Origin of the sequence: Pedobacter sp. SG908 (assembly GCF_011759615.1) — a bacterium.
GTDB classification, from domain to species: Bacteria; Bacteroidota; Bacteroidia; order Sphingobacteriales; family Sphingobacteriaceae; genus Pedobacter; species Pedobacter riviphilus.
On record NZ_JAAOYY010000001.1, the window covers coordinates 2,497,800 to 2,515,417 of the forward strand.

The 17,618-nt window shown below is 38.3% G+C and carries 15 protein-coding genes; 5 read left to right on the forward strand and 10 right to left on the reverse strand.

Annotated features, from left to right (window positions below):
- Positions 1–97: 97 nt before the first annotated feature.
- A complete protein-coding gene (locus FHT21_RS10265) occupies positions 98–2,704 on the reverse strand; it encodes a PQQ-dependent sugar dehydrogenase (protein ID WP_167294574.1) in 2,607 nt (868 codons plus the stop codon).
- 462 nt (positions 2,705–3,166) lie between these two features.
- Between FHT21_RS10265 and FHT21_RS10270 the strand changes: the two genes are divergently transcribed.
- The 5 genes from FHT21_RS10270 to FHT21_RS10290 all read left to right on the forward strand — a co-directional run bounded on the left by FHT21_RS10270 (position 3,167) and on the right by FHT21_RS10290 (position 7,324).
- A complete protein-coding gene (locus FHT21_RS10270; RefSeq protein WP_167294575.1) occupies positions 3,167–3,337 on the forward strand; it encodes a hypothetical protein in 171 nt (56 codons plus the stop codon).
- A 267-nt stretch (positions 3,338–3,604) separates the two neighbouring features.
- Positions 3,605–4,690: an acyl-CoA desaturase gene (locus tag FHT21_RS10275; protein WP_167294576.1), complete on the forward strand. Its 1,086-nt coding sequence runs from the start codon at positions 3,605–3,607 to the stop codon at positions 4,688–4,690.
- Positions 4,691–4,890: 200 nt separating this feature from the next.
- A complete protein-coding gene (locus FHT21_RS10280; RefSeq protein WP_167294577.1) occupies positions 4,891–5,478 on the forward strand; it encodes a GDSL-type esterase/lipase family protein in 588 nt (195 codons plus the stop codon).
- A 66-nt stretch (positions 5,479–5,544) separates the two neighbouring features.
- Positions 5,545–6,273 carry an alpha/beta hydrolase-fold protein gene (locus tag FHT21_RS10285; protein ID WP_167294578.1) on the forward strand — a complete coding sequence of 243 codons (729 nt, stop codon included), beginning with the start codon at positions 5,545–5,547 and terminating at the stop codon, positions 6,271–6,273.
- Positions 6,274–6,541: 268 nt separating this feature from the next.
- Positions 6,542–7,324 (forward strand): HAD-IIA family hydrolase, encoded by a 783-nt coding sequence (locus FHT21_RS10290; protein ID WP_167294579.1) that lies wholly within the window; start codon positions 6,542–6,544, stop codon positions 7,322–7,324.
- A 229-nt stretch (positions 7,325–7,553) separates the two neighbouring features.
- Here FHT21_RS10290 and FHT21_RS10295 read toward each other — a convergent pair whose 3' ends face one another.
- The 9 genes from FHT21_RS10295 to FHT21_RS10335 form a co-directional block, all read right to left on the reverse strand.
- Complete coding sequence (locus FHT21_RS10295) at positions 7,554–7,829, reverse strand: hypothetical protein (protein ID WP_167294580.1); 276 nt, start codon at positions 7,827–7,829, stop codon at positions 7,554–7,556.
- Between the two features lie 553 nt (positions 7,830–8,382).
- A complete protein-coding gene (locus tag FHT21_RS10300; RefSeq protein WP_167294581.1) occupies positions 8,383–9,885 on the reverse strand; it encodes an alpha-L-fucosidase in 1,503 nt (500 codons plus the stop codon).
- An 18-nt stretch (positions 9,886–9,903) separates the two neighbouring features.
- Positions 9,904–11,496, reverse strand: a complete 1,593-nt coding sequence (locus FHT21_RS10305) for a beta-N-acetylhexosaminidase (RefSeq protein WP_167294582.1) — start codon at positions 11,494–11,496, stop codon at positions 9,904–9,906.
- Positions 11,496–12,893, reverse strand: a complete 1,398-nt coding sequence (locus tag FHT21_RS10310) for an alpha-L-fucosidase (protein ID WP_167294583.1) — start codon at positions 12,891–12,893, stop codon at positions 11,496–11,498. The genes FHT21_RS10305 and FHT21_RS10310 overlap by 1 nt, the downstream gene beginning before the upstream one ends.
- A 52-nt stretch (positions 12,894–12,945) precedes the next feature.
- Positions 12,946–14,382 carry a hypothetical protein gene (locus FHT21_RS10315; RefSeq protein ID WP_167294584.1) on the reverse strand — a complete coding sequence of 479 codons (1,437 nt, stop codon included), beginning with the start codon at positions 14,380–14,382 and terminating at the stop codon, positions 12,946–12,948.
- A 190-nt stretch (positions 14,383–14,572) separates the two neighbouring features.
- The gene (locus FHT21_RS10320; RefSeq protein ID WP_167294585.1) at positions 14,573–14,881 is read right to left on the reverse strand and encodes a hypothetical protein; all 309 of its coding nucleotides are present in this window, start codon (positions 14,879–14,881) and stop codon (positions 14,573–14,575) included.
- A gap of 134 nt (positions 14,882–15,015) precedes the next feature.
- Positions 15,016–15,408, reverse strand: coding sequence for a hypothetical protein (locus FHT21_RS10325; protein WP_167294586.1), 393 nt, complete (start codon positions 15,406–15,408; stop codon positions 15,016–15,018).
- A 38-nt stretch (positions 15,409–15,446) separates the two neighbouring features.
- Positions 15,447–15,806 carry a hypothetical protein gene (locus FHT21_RS10330; protein ID WP_167294587.1) on the reverse strand — a complete coding sequence of 120 codons (360 nt, stop codon included), beginning with the start codon at positions 15,804–15,806 and terminating at the stop codon, positions 15,447–15,449.
- Positions 15,807–15,840: 34 nt separating this feature from the next.
- Positions 15,841–17,613 (reverse strand): RagB/SusD family nutrient uptake outer membrane protein, encoded by a 1,773-nt coding sequence (locus FHT21_RS10335; protein ID WP_167294588.1) that lies wholly within the window; start codon positions 17,611–17,613, stop codon positions 15,841–15,843.
- Between the last annotated feature and the right edge of the window lie 5 nt (positions 17,614–17,618).

A 17,618-nucleotide genomic window follows, 5' to 3' on the forward strand; every position in this document is an offset into this window, starting at 1 on the left:
CGTTGAGCAAAACAAGGTTATAATGGTAAATATAATTGTGACAAGCTGATTTTTTTTAATAGGCTGTACCATACTTATCAAATTTAACTACTTGAAACTATTTCTTCTGCTCGGATAAGAAAGAAACTAACGAAGCCAGTTCTTCGTACGATAATGAATTAGCTAAGCCTTCAGGCATCATCGAAGTTTCCATTTCTTTTCTTGATAAGATATCGCTTGCTTTAATAGTAAAAACTTCACCTGCAATATTACGAACCACCACTTTGGCTGCTGTTTCTTCTGTTATAAAGCCCATATAGGTACGATCGCCTTTGGCTGTAATCATTACAGTGGCAAAGCCCTGAGAGATAGAAGCACTAGGTTTTAAAATCGATTCTGCAATCTGTTCGCGGTTCATGATCGAACCGATCTGCCCCATAAACGGTCCTTTCATTTTTTCGGTTTTGCTTAAGCTGTGGCAGGCAATACATCCCTGGTTATTAAAGATGTTTCTTCCTTTTAAGGGATCGCCCTGTAATTTGTTGATGGCCAACAATACATCTTCAATAGATGATTTACCAACCTGACCTTTTTTGTTTTTAATTTTCTCCAGATCGATTTTTGGTTCTTCGGCTGCAGCTACTTTTTCTTCTTCGGCAAATTCTGGGATATCCATCCTTTGGCGTGCATTCAAATCAACATAAAACTGTTTCCCCTTCGCTCCGGCTTTTGTTGCTTCTTCTTTCAGGAATTTCTCAATAATAGGAGAACCTTCCCACGAAACAGCCTTAAAATATGGACCATGTGAATCGGGGCGTGTACCCCACCACCAGGTAGCATCATAGGCAATTTCTTTTTTATATAGACGGCCCAGGGTAACCAGTATCTGCTGTTTCAATTTCTCATCTGTTGATTCTTTGTAGTTGGCAATTAAACCATTGACCACTTTTTCATCATGCATGTAACGCAATGCCCAAAGTGCAAGGGTTGAGTTTTCAGTTTTAAGGGCCGAGAGTAGTGCATCAACAGCGTTAAGCTCAACTAAAGCACGTACAGCAAGGTGCGGCAATATAATGGCTGAATTTGGTGTGGCATGAGGTCCTTCAATACCTTTTGCAGGTGCTGTAAACGAAGCAGGCACCTTGGTTTGTAAAAGCACATTGGCAACTTCTACCCTGCCCAAACGGTTTAAGCCAATTATTGAAGCCGCCTGAACACGAGGAGAAGGATCTTTTAAACCTTCTAAAAATGGCTCAACCGGCACTTTATCTATATTCGCTTTACGATCAGCAAGTGCTTTTAAAGCAAATTCCTTTATTGCTTTATCCTTGGTAAATTCAACTAAAGTTGCAATGCCGTTTTCTTTTGTCAACTGTGCATAGGTATACAGGCCAGCTATACGGACATCGAGTGCTAAGCTTTGGTCTGAAGCAACTTTTAAAGCCGCTGAAATGGCCTGTTTATCATTGCGTGAAACCAATTCTTGCGAAGCAGTTAAACGGCCTACTGCACTATTCGATTTAAGTAGTTCAGTTAGTTTTTTAATTGAAGCTTTTTTAACATCAGGAAAAGCTTTGTAGGTCCAATTGTTTGGTACTGCACGAACAACGTAACCTTTATTCGGGCTACCCGAATAACCTGCGCCATCCCAAGCCGACAGATATAATCTTCCTGAGCCATCTACATCAAGGTCTGTAATTTGCGGTAGTTTAATAAATTCTTCGTCTTTCTGGGTAAAAGTTGGACCATCTGTAGTTACTCTATGAATATAAAGCATGCTTCTGCCCCAATCGGCCATCATTGGTACATGGTTATATTGTTCAGGCCAGTTTGGTTCATCCATAAATAATGCTCCAGTACCCGAGCCTCCACCCAAATCGGCAAGTGCCGGAATAATTTCATCGGTAAAATTCTGAAATAAAACCGGATAACCATATTCGCCGGATTGTATGTGATGAGAGAAACGAACATTCCATCCGCCACCGTCATTGGTGTTTTCTCTTGTAAAAACATTCATGTAAGGATCGATAGCTACATCATAAACATTACGTGTACCGTGTGTATATACTTCCATTTCAGTTCCATCAGGACGAACACGCATAATCCCGCCCCCTAACATGGTTAGTTTTTTACCTGAACGATCTACCGCATCATGGAATCCAAAATCTCCCACAGAAATATAAATCCATCCATCAATTCCCATTCTTATACCATTGGTGGCATGATCGGTACCACGTTCGCGAATATATTTGGCGTTACTGATATGCTCAATAAGCGGTTTTTCGGGTCCATCGGCTTTTCCATCGCCATCTTTATCTTCGAAAACAACCAAATTCATGCCTGTAGCCTGTTTTGTTTCTTTAGAAAAAGTGGTATGTAATACATAAACCTGATTGCCTTGAACAATAATACCACGTGGATTATCCACTTCGGCAAAATCTACATGCTCGTCCATTTTACCATCGTTATCCTTATCTATCAATTTAAGGATATGTCCTTTACCAGGATCTTTACCTAAAGAGCCGATCATATCAACACCAACATATACTTCTCCCGTTGGCGCTACAGCCAAGCAGGCTGGGCTGGGTGTAACATCTGGTCCAGCAAAATTGGTTATCGTTAATTCGGGAGGTGATACGCGTTGTATCTTCGGTTCGCTAAAAAAGTTTTTTAATCCAAAAAAAACTAGTGTAAAAGAAATTAAGCTTAAAGAAAATTTAATCATTTGTGTGTGTTCTTGTTTCTTGGTTGGTTGTGTCGGGTAAACTTACAAAAAAATATAAATCCCCCAATGCCACAATTTTATGATGTTCTACCTACTTATTATCCCATTTTTCACCAAATCCAAACAAACTACCTGTTTTTAATCTATCAACAGCATTATAATCCTCAATTTTAAATTAATTTTTCGCTTGATTTTAAAGTAAAACAGCTTCACAAACGTCTTCTAACTTGAAGCCTGATTTAAATTCAGCTCAAAACTGAAATTCAAACATTTTGACGCTAGAATCTTCAGTTATTAAGATCATAACTAATTAAAAAACAGATAAATGAACATAAAATATCAAATAAAAGAGATAATTAAGCTATTTTATCATATTCTGGTAATTTATTTCTGCAAACAATTGATACTAAGGAGATATTTTATTATATTTACTCAATCCAACATTCATTAAATCAGTACGTTATGAAAAATATTCTTTATTTCTTCCTGGCTGCCCTGATCTCCTCCATTGCGTTATTAACTACAAGGGATTCATTTGAGCCCGAATTGGTTTATAGCACAGTGGTGTTAATATGGATTCTGTACATTTGGTACCATATTTATGCTGCTAATAAGAGGAACTACAGCGAGTAGTCTGTGTTTTGATTGATTTTCATTTCCAAACTATTATAGTTAGGCCAAGTTTGCATGCCTTCACCTTTTTGGCCGTAAGCCTCGAAATGTTTTTAATTTAACATGGTTATCGGCTGCATCAACAGTTAATTTATTATCTTCGTCGAAAACTAAAACGAATTATTTTACGTTTATAATTAAGCTAGGCTAATTAGTCGGGCTATACATAAAGCTTAATGAACTTGGAGTTATCGACCTCGTACATGGGGTAGATTAGCGCACAAGATCATGAAATCAAAAGCAAAATTCCCTTGTTTGCCGGGAAATACATTTTACGCGGAGGTTCGCCGCAGAGTAAACAACGACTTTAAAGAAAACAATATCAGTATCAATGCCAATCTTCTGATGTGGGCTAAAGCTTGCCTTTTCCTCATCTTATTTTTGGCACTTTATTTAACCATATTACTTTCTTCTTTTCATACCGCCATTCTGTTAAGTTTAACTATTCTGCTTGGTGCAGTATGTGCTTTCATTGGTTTCAATATCTGCCATGATGCCATTCACGGTTCGTTTTCGAGTTCTAAACGCATCAACTCGTTTTTCAGTTTTCTTTTTAATATGGTTGGGGCCAATCCGTATGTGTGGAACATTACCCACAATGTGGTACACCACACTTATACCAATATTCCTGGCCATGACGAAGATATTGAAGTAGCACCAGGCCTGATACGAATTTGTACAGAGGATAAATTAAAACCACATCAGCGTTTCCAGCAATGGTATGCTTTCCCTTTATATAGCCTGGCTTCGCTTTCCTGGGTGTTTCGTAAAGATTATAAAAAGTTTTTCCAGAAAAGTGTGGGTGCATGCAAGAACAAGCACCCGAAGGTTGAATACTTTAACCTCTTTTTTTATAAGTTTCTGTACTATTTTATTTTTATTGGTTTACCGATACTGATTATGCCGCTTGCCTGGTGGCAGGTTGCAATCGGTTTTGTGGTGTTACACATGGCTCAAGGCTTAACCATGGGACTGGTTTTTCAACTGGCTCATGTAGTAGAAGGAACAACTTTTCCAATAACCAATGCGGAAGGTAATATGGAAGAAGCCTGGGCCGAACACCAAATGCGTACTACAGCTAATTTTGCAACCCAATCGCCAATCTCAGCATTCTTTCTTGGCGGGTTAAACCGACAGATAGAACATCACCTTTTCCCTAAAATTTGCCATATACATTATGGGCGAATTTCAACTATTGTAAAACAAACCGCGCTGGAATTTGGATTGCCTTATCATGAAAACAGCACTTTCTTATCGGCACTTCGCTCCCATTACCGCATTCTTAAAAAAATGGGGCAACCTGAAACAATTTAGTGATTATATGTTAAGGGCGATAATTCAAACTTAATGTGGTTATTGCCTTAACGGTGTAAAACCTCAACCTTGCTTTCTTTGATCATTAAGAAGTTTAGGGCATTAATTTTTAGTTCCTGTAAAATTGAGCAATACCTAATAACATAAACTTAACATAGAATACATTTCTTCAAGAGGCAGATATTTTTATCTTTAGCGGTATGTACTGGTACGAAGAAGAAGTTAAACAATTGGAAAGGGCGCATCGCTTAGACCGCGAGCATCCTGGCGTTATTTTCTATGGCAGCTCATCTATCCGGTTGTGGAATAGTCTCGAAGATGATTTTGATTACATGAAAGTAACCAATTTAGGCTTTGGTGGCTCTACACTAGCAGCATGTGTATGGTTTTTTGAGCGGATTATGATGGACTATAGGCCAAAGGCACTTGTGGTATATGCAGGCGATAACGACCTTGGCGATGGCAGAAACCCAGAGGAGATATTTATTTTTTTTCAGCAGCTGATGGTTAAGGTTAACCAACGGTTTGGCATACTGCCTTGTTATTTTATTTCCTTAAAACCCAGTCTTACGCGTTGGCAAATGGCCGATCAATTCAGATATACCAATAACCTCATTGAAAGCGAAATCATTAAACTCAATAATCATTGGAAATTTATTGATGTTTTTAAGAAAATGCTGAACAAAGAAGGCAACCCAAACCCTGCGCTTTACGATAACGACGGACTTCACCTCAGTGAAGAAGGTTATCGTTTATGGGCAAGTACTGTTAAAGAGAAATTAGGTTAATCATTACGCTTAATTAATATCCCGATAACATTGATGCCTTAATTTTCCGCAAAAGAATTGAAGCTAATGAACAGAGAATATCATAAATGGTTCAGCCATAATCTTCAACGGGATATGGAACTATTGGTTTTCGGCCATGCCGGAAGAGCAGTTATCTTTTTCCCCACCCGTATGGCCAGGTTTTACGATTACGAAAACTGGGGAATTATAGCTTCTTTAAGTACGCAGATTGAAAATGGTGAACTTCAAATTTTCTGTGTGGATAGTATAGATGGAGAAAGTTTTTATAATGATGAGGTATTTCCATCGGCACGGATAGACCGGCATTTACAATATGAAAAATATCTCCTCGAAGAAGTATTATCGCTTATTTATCAGAAAAATGACGGCGATTATATAGAAACCGCTGGCTGCAGCATGGGGGCTTATCATGCCATAAATCTGGCTATGAAGTATCCTTGGTTATTTAAAAAAACGGTTGGTATTAGTGGAAGATATGACCTTACTGATAACATAGGCGATTTTAGGGATCTGTTAAACGGATTTCACAACGATGAGGTTTACTTTAATATGCCAGCCCAATATATAGCCAACCTAAATGATGATCGGTTATTATCGGCAGTTAGAAACATGGAAATTATTTTAGCGGTAGGCGAAACCGATCCATTTTTGACCGGAAACCAGCATCTTAGCAGCTTATTATGGGAAAAAGGTGTACCCAATCAGTTCCACACCTGGGAAAGTAATGCGCACCGCCCCCATTATTGGCGAAAAATGGCACCTATGTACATTTAGCATTTATCCTAAATCACTTCTCAGTTTCGCATAACGTTAATGTCCACTTATGACATTCGGTAATGCCTAGAAACAACATCCCTTTAACCGTGGTAATAACGATCTACAATTCTTCCACTTGTAATCCCTCTATACAAAAAAAGCTAGCAGATATCGCTATAGAACAACAATTAATTTCTAAAACTGACGGCCAGTAGACTTAATTTTAACATTGATTGAACAAGAAAATATTAAGTTTGTACATAAACAGATTAAATCTACAAAATATATGAAACAAGGATTATTAATAGATATGGATGGGGTGATTTATAGTGGGGAAGAATTGATATTTGGTGCTGATAAATTCATTAAAAACTTAATTGATGAAGATATTCCTTTTGCATTTATGACCAACAACAGTCAGAGAACGGCTTTAGAGGTAGTTCGGAAACTAAAAGGACTTGGTATAAAAGTAGAAGAAAGCCACGTATACACCAGTGCAATGGCTACTGGAAAATTCCTTTCCGATCAAAGCCCAAATGGTACCGCTTATGTATTGGGAGAAGGTGGTTTATTAAGCAGTTTGCACGATTATGGTATTACTTTGGTGAACACCGATCCGGAATTTGTAGTATTGGGAGAAGGTAGAAACTTTACACTCGAAATGGTGCAGCGCGCTGTTGATATGATTCTTGCGGGAGCTAAATTTATCACCACAAACAGAGATCCATCGCCAAAAAAACCAGGATGGAATAACCTGGGTATAGCAGCAACCACCGCAATGATAGAGGAAGCAACCGGCAGAAAAGCATTTGTTACAGGCAAACCAAGTCCGGTGATGATGCGTTCGGCACGCAAATTTCTAGGATTGGAAACCAGTGAAACTACTGTTATTGGCGATACTATGGAAACTGATATACAAGGAGGCGTTCAGATGGGATATAAAACCATTTTGGTACTTTCGGGCATATCAAGCAAAGATCGCTTAGGTCACTATGCTTTTAAACCCGATATGGTTGCTAGCTCTGTTGATGAAATAAAGTTTCCTTTAGCCTGGTGGGAAGGTAAGTAGTTTGGAGTTTCGAGCTTAAACGTGCTGCCAGATGTTACCATCTGGCAGTGAGAACCATTCTAGAAACTGGAATAAAGGATTAAACAAAGTGTCAGATAGAAATATCTGACACCACAGGAGCTGAGTACCTAATCAATGCCTAATAAATTATGACCAAGTGAACTAATCAAGACGCCTTTTAATAACAATCTTCTATTCTTATTTTATTAAAGTTTCATTAAAGGCTGGGCTACTTTATTTTATTAATTGTAAATAAGGGGGCTGAGTGGAGATATATAGGCTTAAAAAAACTCTGCCGATAATCAGTTGCAAATACAACAGGTGCACCCTCAAACCTAGCAGCCGTACCAAAATGACTAAACAATTTAAATGAAGCTGAATCATTTACAATGTGTTCATGCACTGGGGTTTCAGATCTTTTTTCGTCAGTAAATTTATTTGCTTTGGTTAAAAGTCCCACTGCTGGTATAACCATTAATAACGCTATGCAAGAAATCAGTCTCATATCATTGTGCTTAAATTATCCTATAATTTGGTTAGGGTCTTTTAACAAAGATGAACCGATGTTATTAGTAAGATAGTTAGCTAGCGTTATGAAATTGTTAAAGTTACAGTGCAGTTTAAATTCAATATTAAATGCATCTGACCAAAGTCAAACTAATTTGCTTTTGCACTGGTGATTTATGCAAATAACTCAAGCTTAAGACTTGCTTGTTTGATAAATTGTGGCATTAATATATTCCGATTAGGTTAAATTTAAGATTGCGTAGAAACATCCATCGCTACGCAATCATTAACTAACCAAATAAATGTATTTACCAGGCGCAAAATCAGATAACCAGTCTAAAGTACGCTTAGTATAGACGGTAAAATTCGGGTACTAATCAACCTATTCATTACCTTGTCGTTTACATTTATATCTTCCTATCAAAACCTGGTTTATCCCCTTTCGGTCATTGCTTCAATTTATTGCAAAGCCTGGTTTGATAGTTTACTACCGAACGGTTTATTTAAATCATACTTAATTAAAAATTTAAGGAAATAACCGTTCATTCAGGCTACATTTTAGCATCCATTAACTTTGCGGCCTTTGCTTTTGGCGCTACCAGTTTCATTTTAATTACAAATGCTTTGTTTGACTGAAAATCTTTTGGCAGTATTACGTCGTAATAGGTATTTTTATCCAGATCCAATCCGATGTCTGATTGTTTTAATTCCAGATTTTTGCTATTGATCAAAAGAGCAGCCGTACCCGGAACTTGTTTCGCATTTTTTGGTACTGCAATGCGTACAATGTTATTTACTGGCCTATTAAATATAGTTAAGTATAAATTATCAGCTTTCTGTGTGAAATAGCCCAATTTTGAAGGTGTTAATGCTGCATGACGTACTCCATAAACAGCTTCTGCATTCTGTTTCATCCATTCACCAATTTCCTTTGCAATTTTATCCTCTTCGGGATGCATATTGCCATTTCCATCAGGGCCAAAGTTTAACACAAAATTGCCGTTCATTGATACCGAATGCATCAACATATCCAATAAATCATCGGTAGTTTTGGTATAAATTCCTGACCAATCTTTCATATAACCCCAACCGTTTGGTGGGATAGTCATTACTGCATCCCAATCGTTACCGTTCAACCATTCAAATTCTGCTGGTAGTTTGCGTTCCCAGCCTTGTTCGTAATCGCCTAAAATATTGCCATTCGAATCGAAGTGCCGCGAGCCATGTTCATCGTTACGGAAACGTGATCCGATAATTAATCCAGGATGTTTTTCGCGCAGTTCTTTTTCTAGATTATAGGTAAACTCGTAGGCACTTTTCCATGAGGCATCCCAGGTACCATCAAACCAGAAACCCTTAATTTTCGGATAGTTATCCAGCTGCTCTAAAAGCTGGTTTCGGGTATAAGTTAAAAATTTACCAAATTTTTCTTTTTCTTCGTCTGTTTTTGGCGCTTTACCCATATAATTTGGGTTGTTCCATTCTAAAATAGAGAAATAGAGATACACATCAATGCCTTCGGCGGTATAGGCATCAACAATCTGTTTTACGATATCTTTTTTATATGGCGATGCAGAAACATTATAATCAGAATATTTGGTTGGCCAAAGTGCAAAGCCATCATGGTGTTTGGTGGTAAAAATTACATATTTTGCGCCCATATCCTTAGCTTGTTTAGCCCAGCGTTTGGCATCGAAATTTTTCGGGTTAAACTGCTTGTACAGGTTATCGTAAGTTTTAGTCCAATCTTTTGGCGCTGTAGGCCCATTCCATGAGCGTATCCATTCTGATGCTGCTGCACCGCCCCTTGCGCTTACCCCATTCCATTCGTTACCCGCAATAGAATAAATTCCCCAGTGGATAAACTGTCCTAAACCATAACTGCGAAAGGCTTCCATATCGGCATCGGTACGGTGTGGTGGTGTTAAGGTTCCATATTTAACTTCAACTTCTTTTGTAGGCTTGCTTTTCGGTCCTGTCCATTGTGCATTTGCATGGCTTACCACAGCTGTTGCTGCAACTGCAAGCCATATATATCTTAATCTATTTTTCATATTCAAATTTTGTACGTATTAGTCTTTATAGTTCAATGGTTTCTTTCTTTTTACCGGAATTTCGGGATGTAACAATGTTTTTGAAGGATCGTAATAATACAATCCTGTTTTGTTGTACAATGCCAGATGCCGGGTTAAATTGGCACTGAAAGTTTTAAAATCTTTCTTTTTATGAGGTACCCAGGCTGCTTCGGACAAGGCTGCAATCCTCGGAAAAAGCAGATAATCCAACCGGGCATTGTTATCTACAGTTTCCGTCCAAAGGTTGGCCTGAATACCTAAAATGAGTGACTTTTCTTTGTCATTTTCGGCGTAAGCACCTGCGTCAAAAGCGTAAACCTGCTCAATGGGATTGTATAATCTATTCCATTTCCGGCCATATTGATGCGTACTATCCTGAACAAAATCGAAATACAAAGGCAACCGTGGGCATAAAACCGTAGGATAACCCTTGCTTAATGCCGTACGGAGCTGTTCGGGTTTTTCTTGTCGCCACCAGAACATAACAGTTTTATGTTTTGGAAGATCAACATCAGCCATTTCGTCCCAAAAAATGGCTTTTACATTGAGCTGATACAACGAGTCGGCCATGCGTTTCATAAAATAATGTTCTACCGCAGCATTATCCTTAAGCTTTTCGCGCTCGCGGAGTTTTAATATTTCTGGATTGGTATTCCACTTTTCATTTCCATAACTCACTTCATCTCCCCCTAAATGGATTAATCCGGCTGGGAAAAGTACATTGGTTTCTTTTAGAATATCGGTCAGGTACGTGTACGTTTTCTCTAAGCCTGGGTTAAAAGTAAATTCGGGATGACCTGCCGATCCTCCTCCCGAATATTCTGGATAGGCTTTATTGGCTGCAGTTGCGTGTCCTGGCATATCAATTTCCGGAACAACCTGGATATAACGTTCTGCAGCATAAGCAATAATTTCTTTAATATCTGCCTGGGTATAAAACTGTGCAGGTAAATCAGGATTCAGATAATCGCCGATGCCTCCAACAAGCGCTAAATTAGGGTATTTCTTAATTTCCAAGCGCCAGGCAGGTTCATCGGTCAAATGCCAGTGAAAAATATTGAGTTTATAAAAGGCCATCCAGTTTAAAATGGATTTCACTTTTTCTTTACCAAAAAAATGACGCGATTCATCTAACATGAAACCCCGCCAACCATAAGCTGGCGTATCAGTTATTTCGACCACCGGAAGCTGGTTATTTTTATTGGTTAGCGCCAGTTGCAACAGCGAAACCACCCCATAAAAAATACCATTGGGATGCGTACCCGAAACGATAATCTGGTCGGGTTTGATACTGATCTGATAAGCACATGAATCTGCATGTTTCCTTCCCGCTTTTAGCAACAGTACAATATTTGCCGTTTTAGCTTTCTGCTGAACGGTAATTCCTTTTTGACTTAATAATTCATTCTGAAAATAATAGGCAATTGTTTTTAACTGTTCGTTATTGTAACCAATGCTACTGTAATTATTAAGGGTAAAGTAGCCACTGCCTTTTACAAATTGCACTGGCATTGGAATAATAGCTACCTGCTGTTGTGCCTGCGCAACATTATAAACAAATATTATAATTGATATATATAAAAACCTCATTAATTGGTTGTTATTTTTAACACATAAACAGGAATTTGATTTCCTTTTTTAAAATCTTCAGGTAAATTCAATTTCAGCTCCTGATCAGTTACCGACCATCGAACTTTGTTTTTATTACCCATTAATTCAATATTTTTAATGCTCAATTTATTTTTATCGATCTGCTTGAGCGTTACATCTGTTGATTGCCAGCTCCTTAGAAAAGCATATACAACTTTATTTTTGCTGGTATAATATACATCAGGGACGATGTTTTTGGGTGTACCATCAAAAACAGCATCTTTAATGGCGTTTTTACTTTCTTCGATACTGACATTATCTATTGTTTTATTGGCATTTTCCTTTACGGCTAGCCAAGGATGACTATTGTAAATGGCTTCGTTGTTTATATCCATCCATTTGCCAAGGGCTTTTAACCTGGCAGTAGCCCAATCCGGAAATGTACCATCACCTTTAGGGCCAACATTTAACAAGAGGTTACCCCCATTGGCTACTACTTCTACAAGGTGACGGGCCAATACTTCGGGCGATTTCCAAACGCTATCGTGTTTGTTGTAACCCCAGTTCTGGCCAATGGTTAAACAAGACTCCCATGCTTGTTTTGATGATGGCGCTAATGATTGTTCAGAAATTGAAAAATCGCCATAACCATTTCCAATTCTATTGTTTACCAAACAGTTTGGCTGCAATTTATGAACTAAAGCTTTAAGTTCGGCACTTTCTTTTTTACTGATCAGTTCGGGTGTATCGAACCACAGTACCCCAATTGGCCCGTAGTTGGTTAAAAGTTCTGTAATCTGAGGTTTAACTTTTCTTTCGAAATAGCGGTTAAAAACCTTTGCATCTTCATTGGGGTAATCCCAAGTATTACTCCTTCCCGCTTTTACTGGCCAATTTGTTGGCACATCAGGGTCTTGCCAATCTCTGCCCAAAGAGTAATAAAGGCAAAGGTCAATTTGATATTTTTTGCAGGCCTTAGCAAGTTCTGCTATCGGATCGCGTTTAAAGGGACTTCTTTTTACAATATTATAATCGCTACTGGCCGAATTGTACATGGCAAATCCATCGTGATGTTTAGCCGTAAAAACGATATACTTCATCCCTGTTTCTTTTGCCTGCTTTACCCAGGCATCTGCATCGAATTTTACTGGATTAAATTGATGGGCAATAGTTCCGTACTCCTGTACGGGAATACGTTCGTAAAGCATAAAATGCTCGCCACCTTTTACTTTATGGTTTTTCCAGTCGCCCGCAGTTTGGGCATACAAGCCCCAATGTAAAAACATGCCGAATTTTTCTGTCTTAAACCGTTCCAATGCATTATTTTGCACTGTTTGCCCAATCAATAGTTGGGCAAACAGTACAAATAACAGACTTAAAAAAAGTGGCTTTCTCATTTTCGATTATGATTTGAAACGTTTATCATCAAGTCTGTTTTAAATATAATGATTAAAGGGCAATCACTTTTATAGAGGATGCCTTATCGTTAAAAGTAGAAACATAAGTACTCGAAGAGGTTAATTCAATGCTGCTTCCTGTAAAGTTATCTCCATCATACAGAATTACTTTTACTCCCAAACCTACATTAACGGACGAAACATCGTTATTGCTGATGCCACGGCTGATCAGATCGGCGGTGGTGTACTGGCCAACCGGTAATGATATGCCATAACCTCCATAACTGGCATTCTGGTAAAATTTAGCTGAACCGTTTGCACCAATCTGTGGTACGCCATTTAAAAATGAGAAAGTATAAGTTTGAGTAATTACGTTTCCGTTTTTTAGCAAAAGTTTGGCCTTTAACTCATAAGGCTCATTATTTTTATAATAAAGTTCGCTTAGTGGAATGCTTCCGGCAATGGTATTTCCGGTTCCAGGTGTAAACCTCCAGGTAACGGCATTATAATCTTTGTTCACCCCTGTTCCTTCGTTGTTCACATTGGGATCCATATAAACTAAAATATCGGTCACCTCTTTATTGCTCGTAAAACTACCCGACAAATTAAAGGCTTGAGTAGTGCTATTGAAAGTTGCATTGGCATTAATCGTGGTTGTAGCACTTTCGTATGGTATTTCTATTGGTAGAGGGTTTTGAAAAATCTCGTTACGGTTCAAAATGGCGGCATCCACCTCGGTTAAAAAGGTAGGCTGACCTTTGCTGAAACTTACGTTTCCGGCCCCCATTAGAGAAGTACCTAATGTTGGCTCTTCTGAAGCATATTTGGCATGATCGTGCGGAAGATTTAAGCCATGGCCAAGTTCGTGCAACATTCCACCCAAATAATTAGAGTTAGGATTAGGTATTTTATCAACGGCCATATTTGCATTATCCAGTGCAAAGCAATTTTTACCCAACCCATAAAATGGCTGACCTCCACCATCGGTTCTTTGCGGTAATAAAATAAGCATGTGAGAAGAATTAGAAAATTCAGACGCATGTGTAGCTTTGTATGCGTTTATTTCATTCAGGATTTTACTTCCTGATATGCTTGAATCATAGGGATAATCTGCCTGTGGTCCTGCGGCAGGTATTTCAATAAATTTAATAAGGTTGGTAGAATCAACCCTGGCTAAGCCTAAATATTTGTCATAGCCATACCTTAACATTTCGGTATGGAACCAGTTTTGAAAATGCGTAAATAACGTTGTTAATCTGGTTTTGTAATCAGGAAGCGCCGGGTTATCGGTAGGCACAAACATGACAATGTTGAGGTTTTTGGTATTAGTTACAAAGCTAGGCGTGGTGGTTGAGCTTAGCACAGATTTAGTGAATTTTGCCTGGTTGGTTTCTGGTTCTGAAACCGGTGCTTTTTTACAGCCATTCATTAAAATGCCGCTCGACATTGTTAGAAGTAAGGCAAAGCAAAGTTGTTTTTTGTTTTTCATTGTTAATGGTTTAAAAGTTTATGGTTAATTGGTTATTAGTTTAATGGTTCATTTGTTCATGGTTGATAGCATATTGTTTACAGTGATTGATTAAACCTTAATTTTTATTAACTTATTAATAGTCAGTATATTAAAATCGGTTAACTGATTCCAAGCGCCCAACTAAATACCCTTCAACTCCGCTGGGGGTTTACGGCTTAAACATAACCTTCAATACGCGCCCCATATCCCCTCTACTTTTTGGTAATCCCTCGGGTACCGAAATTCTCAATCCTTTATGATCCTGTTTCCATTCAAGTTTTTCATTTGTTTCTTCTAATAGTACCTCTTTCACTAAAACCTGATCATCAGAAAGTGAGATAATAATCAGTTCGCCAAATTCGGTTTCGTTTAAAAAGAACTGTAGTTCATCATCTTTTCCCGAATAAAACATAATGGGTTCAAGTGTCCTGATATCAATTGAGGTTTTCGGTTGGCTTTCTTGTTGATCGGTATTCATAATAGATGTTTAATATGATCGTGTTGATTTTGGCTGTATAAATACCTAAGACACTTGCCCAACCATGTGGTTGCCTACCTTTATTGGGGTGGGCAACCTGTTGGTACTAACTCAAGTAAAAAATATTTTGACAATTAAAAATATTCGCCTATGGTGTAAGCTCCCCGCTCGGGGTCAGTTCCATCAAATCCTGTTTGGGCCGTTAAGGCAACACTGTAACGCTTGTAGCTTTGCGATGGAATGTCGAATATGATGAACGAACCATAAACTTCGTAAGCAGATAAGGAACAACCTCCATAAGTACTATCTATAGTTACATAAGCATTATTGAACGTATTGGTCGGATCTTCAATCAACACCGATTGTGCACCTGTTGTCGGGTTTAAAGTTACCGTTACATAATACTGCGATTGATCGTAAGCAGTGGTTAAAATTTGCGCGGGTGGCTGTACACATTGTGCTTTTACCCCACTATGAATAGCGAAGAAACTTAAAAACAATGCGAAAATCAAAATAGTTTTTTTCATATTACATTCAATAGTTAAAATTTGGGATAAAAATGTTATCAATTAACTGAAGTGATAATGGGTTGATAACCATATTCTGGTTCAAACGCGCCTGCCCAATCTATTTGATAACCTGCAAAATAGGCTGAGAATTCTGTTACATGAGCAACAGTTGCGCCATACCCACCTGCATAAACCTTCCAGGTAATATGTGCTGTCCAAGAATTGAATTCAGGATCCATGATGTAAACATGATCAATACCATTGTTTTCAGTCAGATACAGCCAAATTTTAAAGGTGCCCAAATCATTTGTTATTTCATGGTAATACTCTTGGGTTGGCACCTGCGCTTTTGCTGAAATAGGTTTAATTACAGCAAAAGCCAACATCATTGCAAATAGAATTAATGTTTTTTTCATAGTTTTTGAGTTTTATTTTTAGTTGATTAATTTATCACCATCCTGGATTCTGCACCAATAAACTTTTACCTTTTAGTATTTCGGTTAAAGGAATTGGAGCAAAATAATTGGCTTTTAAAAACGCACTATTAATTACTGTTATTGGTGCATAAGTAAATGTTCCATTTAATTCTTTAGTTACGATAGTTCCAGTTACCTGCTGTGCTTCTGTAACCTCTGCTGTCTTCCACCTTCTGGTATCATAATACCAATGGCCTTCAGAGAAAAATTCAACCCGATATTCATTTTGAATGAGCGTACGCAAATCAACCTGTGAAATACCTACCGGAATACCATAGCGGTTATCTGCTCCAGCTAAAATGCCTGCACGTTTTCTAATTTTAATCACATTGCTCACCGCGTTTTCAGTTTGTCCGAGCTCATTTAAAGCTTCTGCATAACCCAATACCATTTCGGCAAAACGGATTATTGGATAAGCCCTGTCCACATTTAGGCTGTTAAAGGGTGAAGAATCATTACACATTTTACGATTGTAGTAGCCTGTTCTGGTATGTAGGTTGGCATAACCATCAACAGATGGTGCATTAGTGGCCTTATTGAAGAAAATATCAACTTTATCCAAGGCAGTTGTTGCCTTATTGCAAACCACAGCCTGGTTATAAATAATAGAATAATCGAACCTGGGATCTCTGTTTACATATGGATTGGTTGCATTATATGGGAAAGCTGCCGAAGATGCCGTAATCGGTTTACCATCTTTCATTCCAAATGCCCTTACGATGTTTTCACTTGGATTGCTATAGGTTAGAATGGTTTGAGTAGTTCTACTCCATGGAAACCACATCAGTTCGAGTGTTTTACCTTTGGTTACATTATAAGCAAATATGTATTCTGAATTTTTTCTCGAAGTGATAAACATGTTCTGAAAGCCCAATCCAGGCTTTACTGTATTATCTTCAACCAAGGCATATTCTGGCAAATCCAGTACCGCTTTACAGGCATCAGCTGCTTTCTGCCATAAATTTTGATCTAATGTGCTAGAATATGAAACCAGTGGTCCAATAGTGGCATCGGTGGCAACCGGATTTCCATTATACAACGGGCTGGCTGCGGTAACTAAAACACGCGCTTTTAATGCTTTACATGCACCAGAGGTTGCTCTTCCGTAATCCGCAGCCTCTAATGTTAATGAAGTTGGTAAATTTTTGGCCGCCTCATCCAGTTCGGCAGCAATATAATCAATGCATTTTTTGTAGCTATCGCGTTTGTATTCGTAGCTGGGAAGATCATCGTTTACCTCATCGCCCATTAACTGTACTCCGCCATAAAGTCTAACGAGGGCAAAATAATACCATGCCCTTAAAAATCTAGCTTCGGCAATCACCCGCAGTTTTTTAGGTGCAGAAAGTGTTGACGACGGGATATTCTTCATAAAAATATTTGCCGATCTGATTCGCTTATAATATGCTGGGTAATAAGTATTAAAGGCATGATTACTTGAAGTTAAAGCAGAGGTTAACAATGGGATCTGCGGACCTGACGAATAACCAGCCGCCACATTGGTGGTCATTGTCTCGAAGTTATCGATAATGGTACCCAATCCCGATCCACCATTTATATCGGGAATAATATCCATTCCGGTATAAGCATAGATATCTGTTAAGAAACTCATCGTTAGTGTGCTATCTGCAAAAACCTTTGCTTCGGTTAACGGCTCAACCTTAGGATCTAAAAAGCCTCCTTTTTTACACGATTGTAGCGCAATAAGACAACAAGATGCAATCAGTATATAATAATATTTTTTCATGTTAC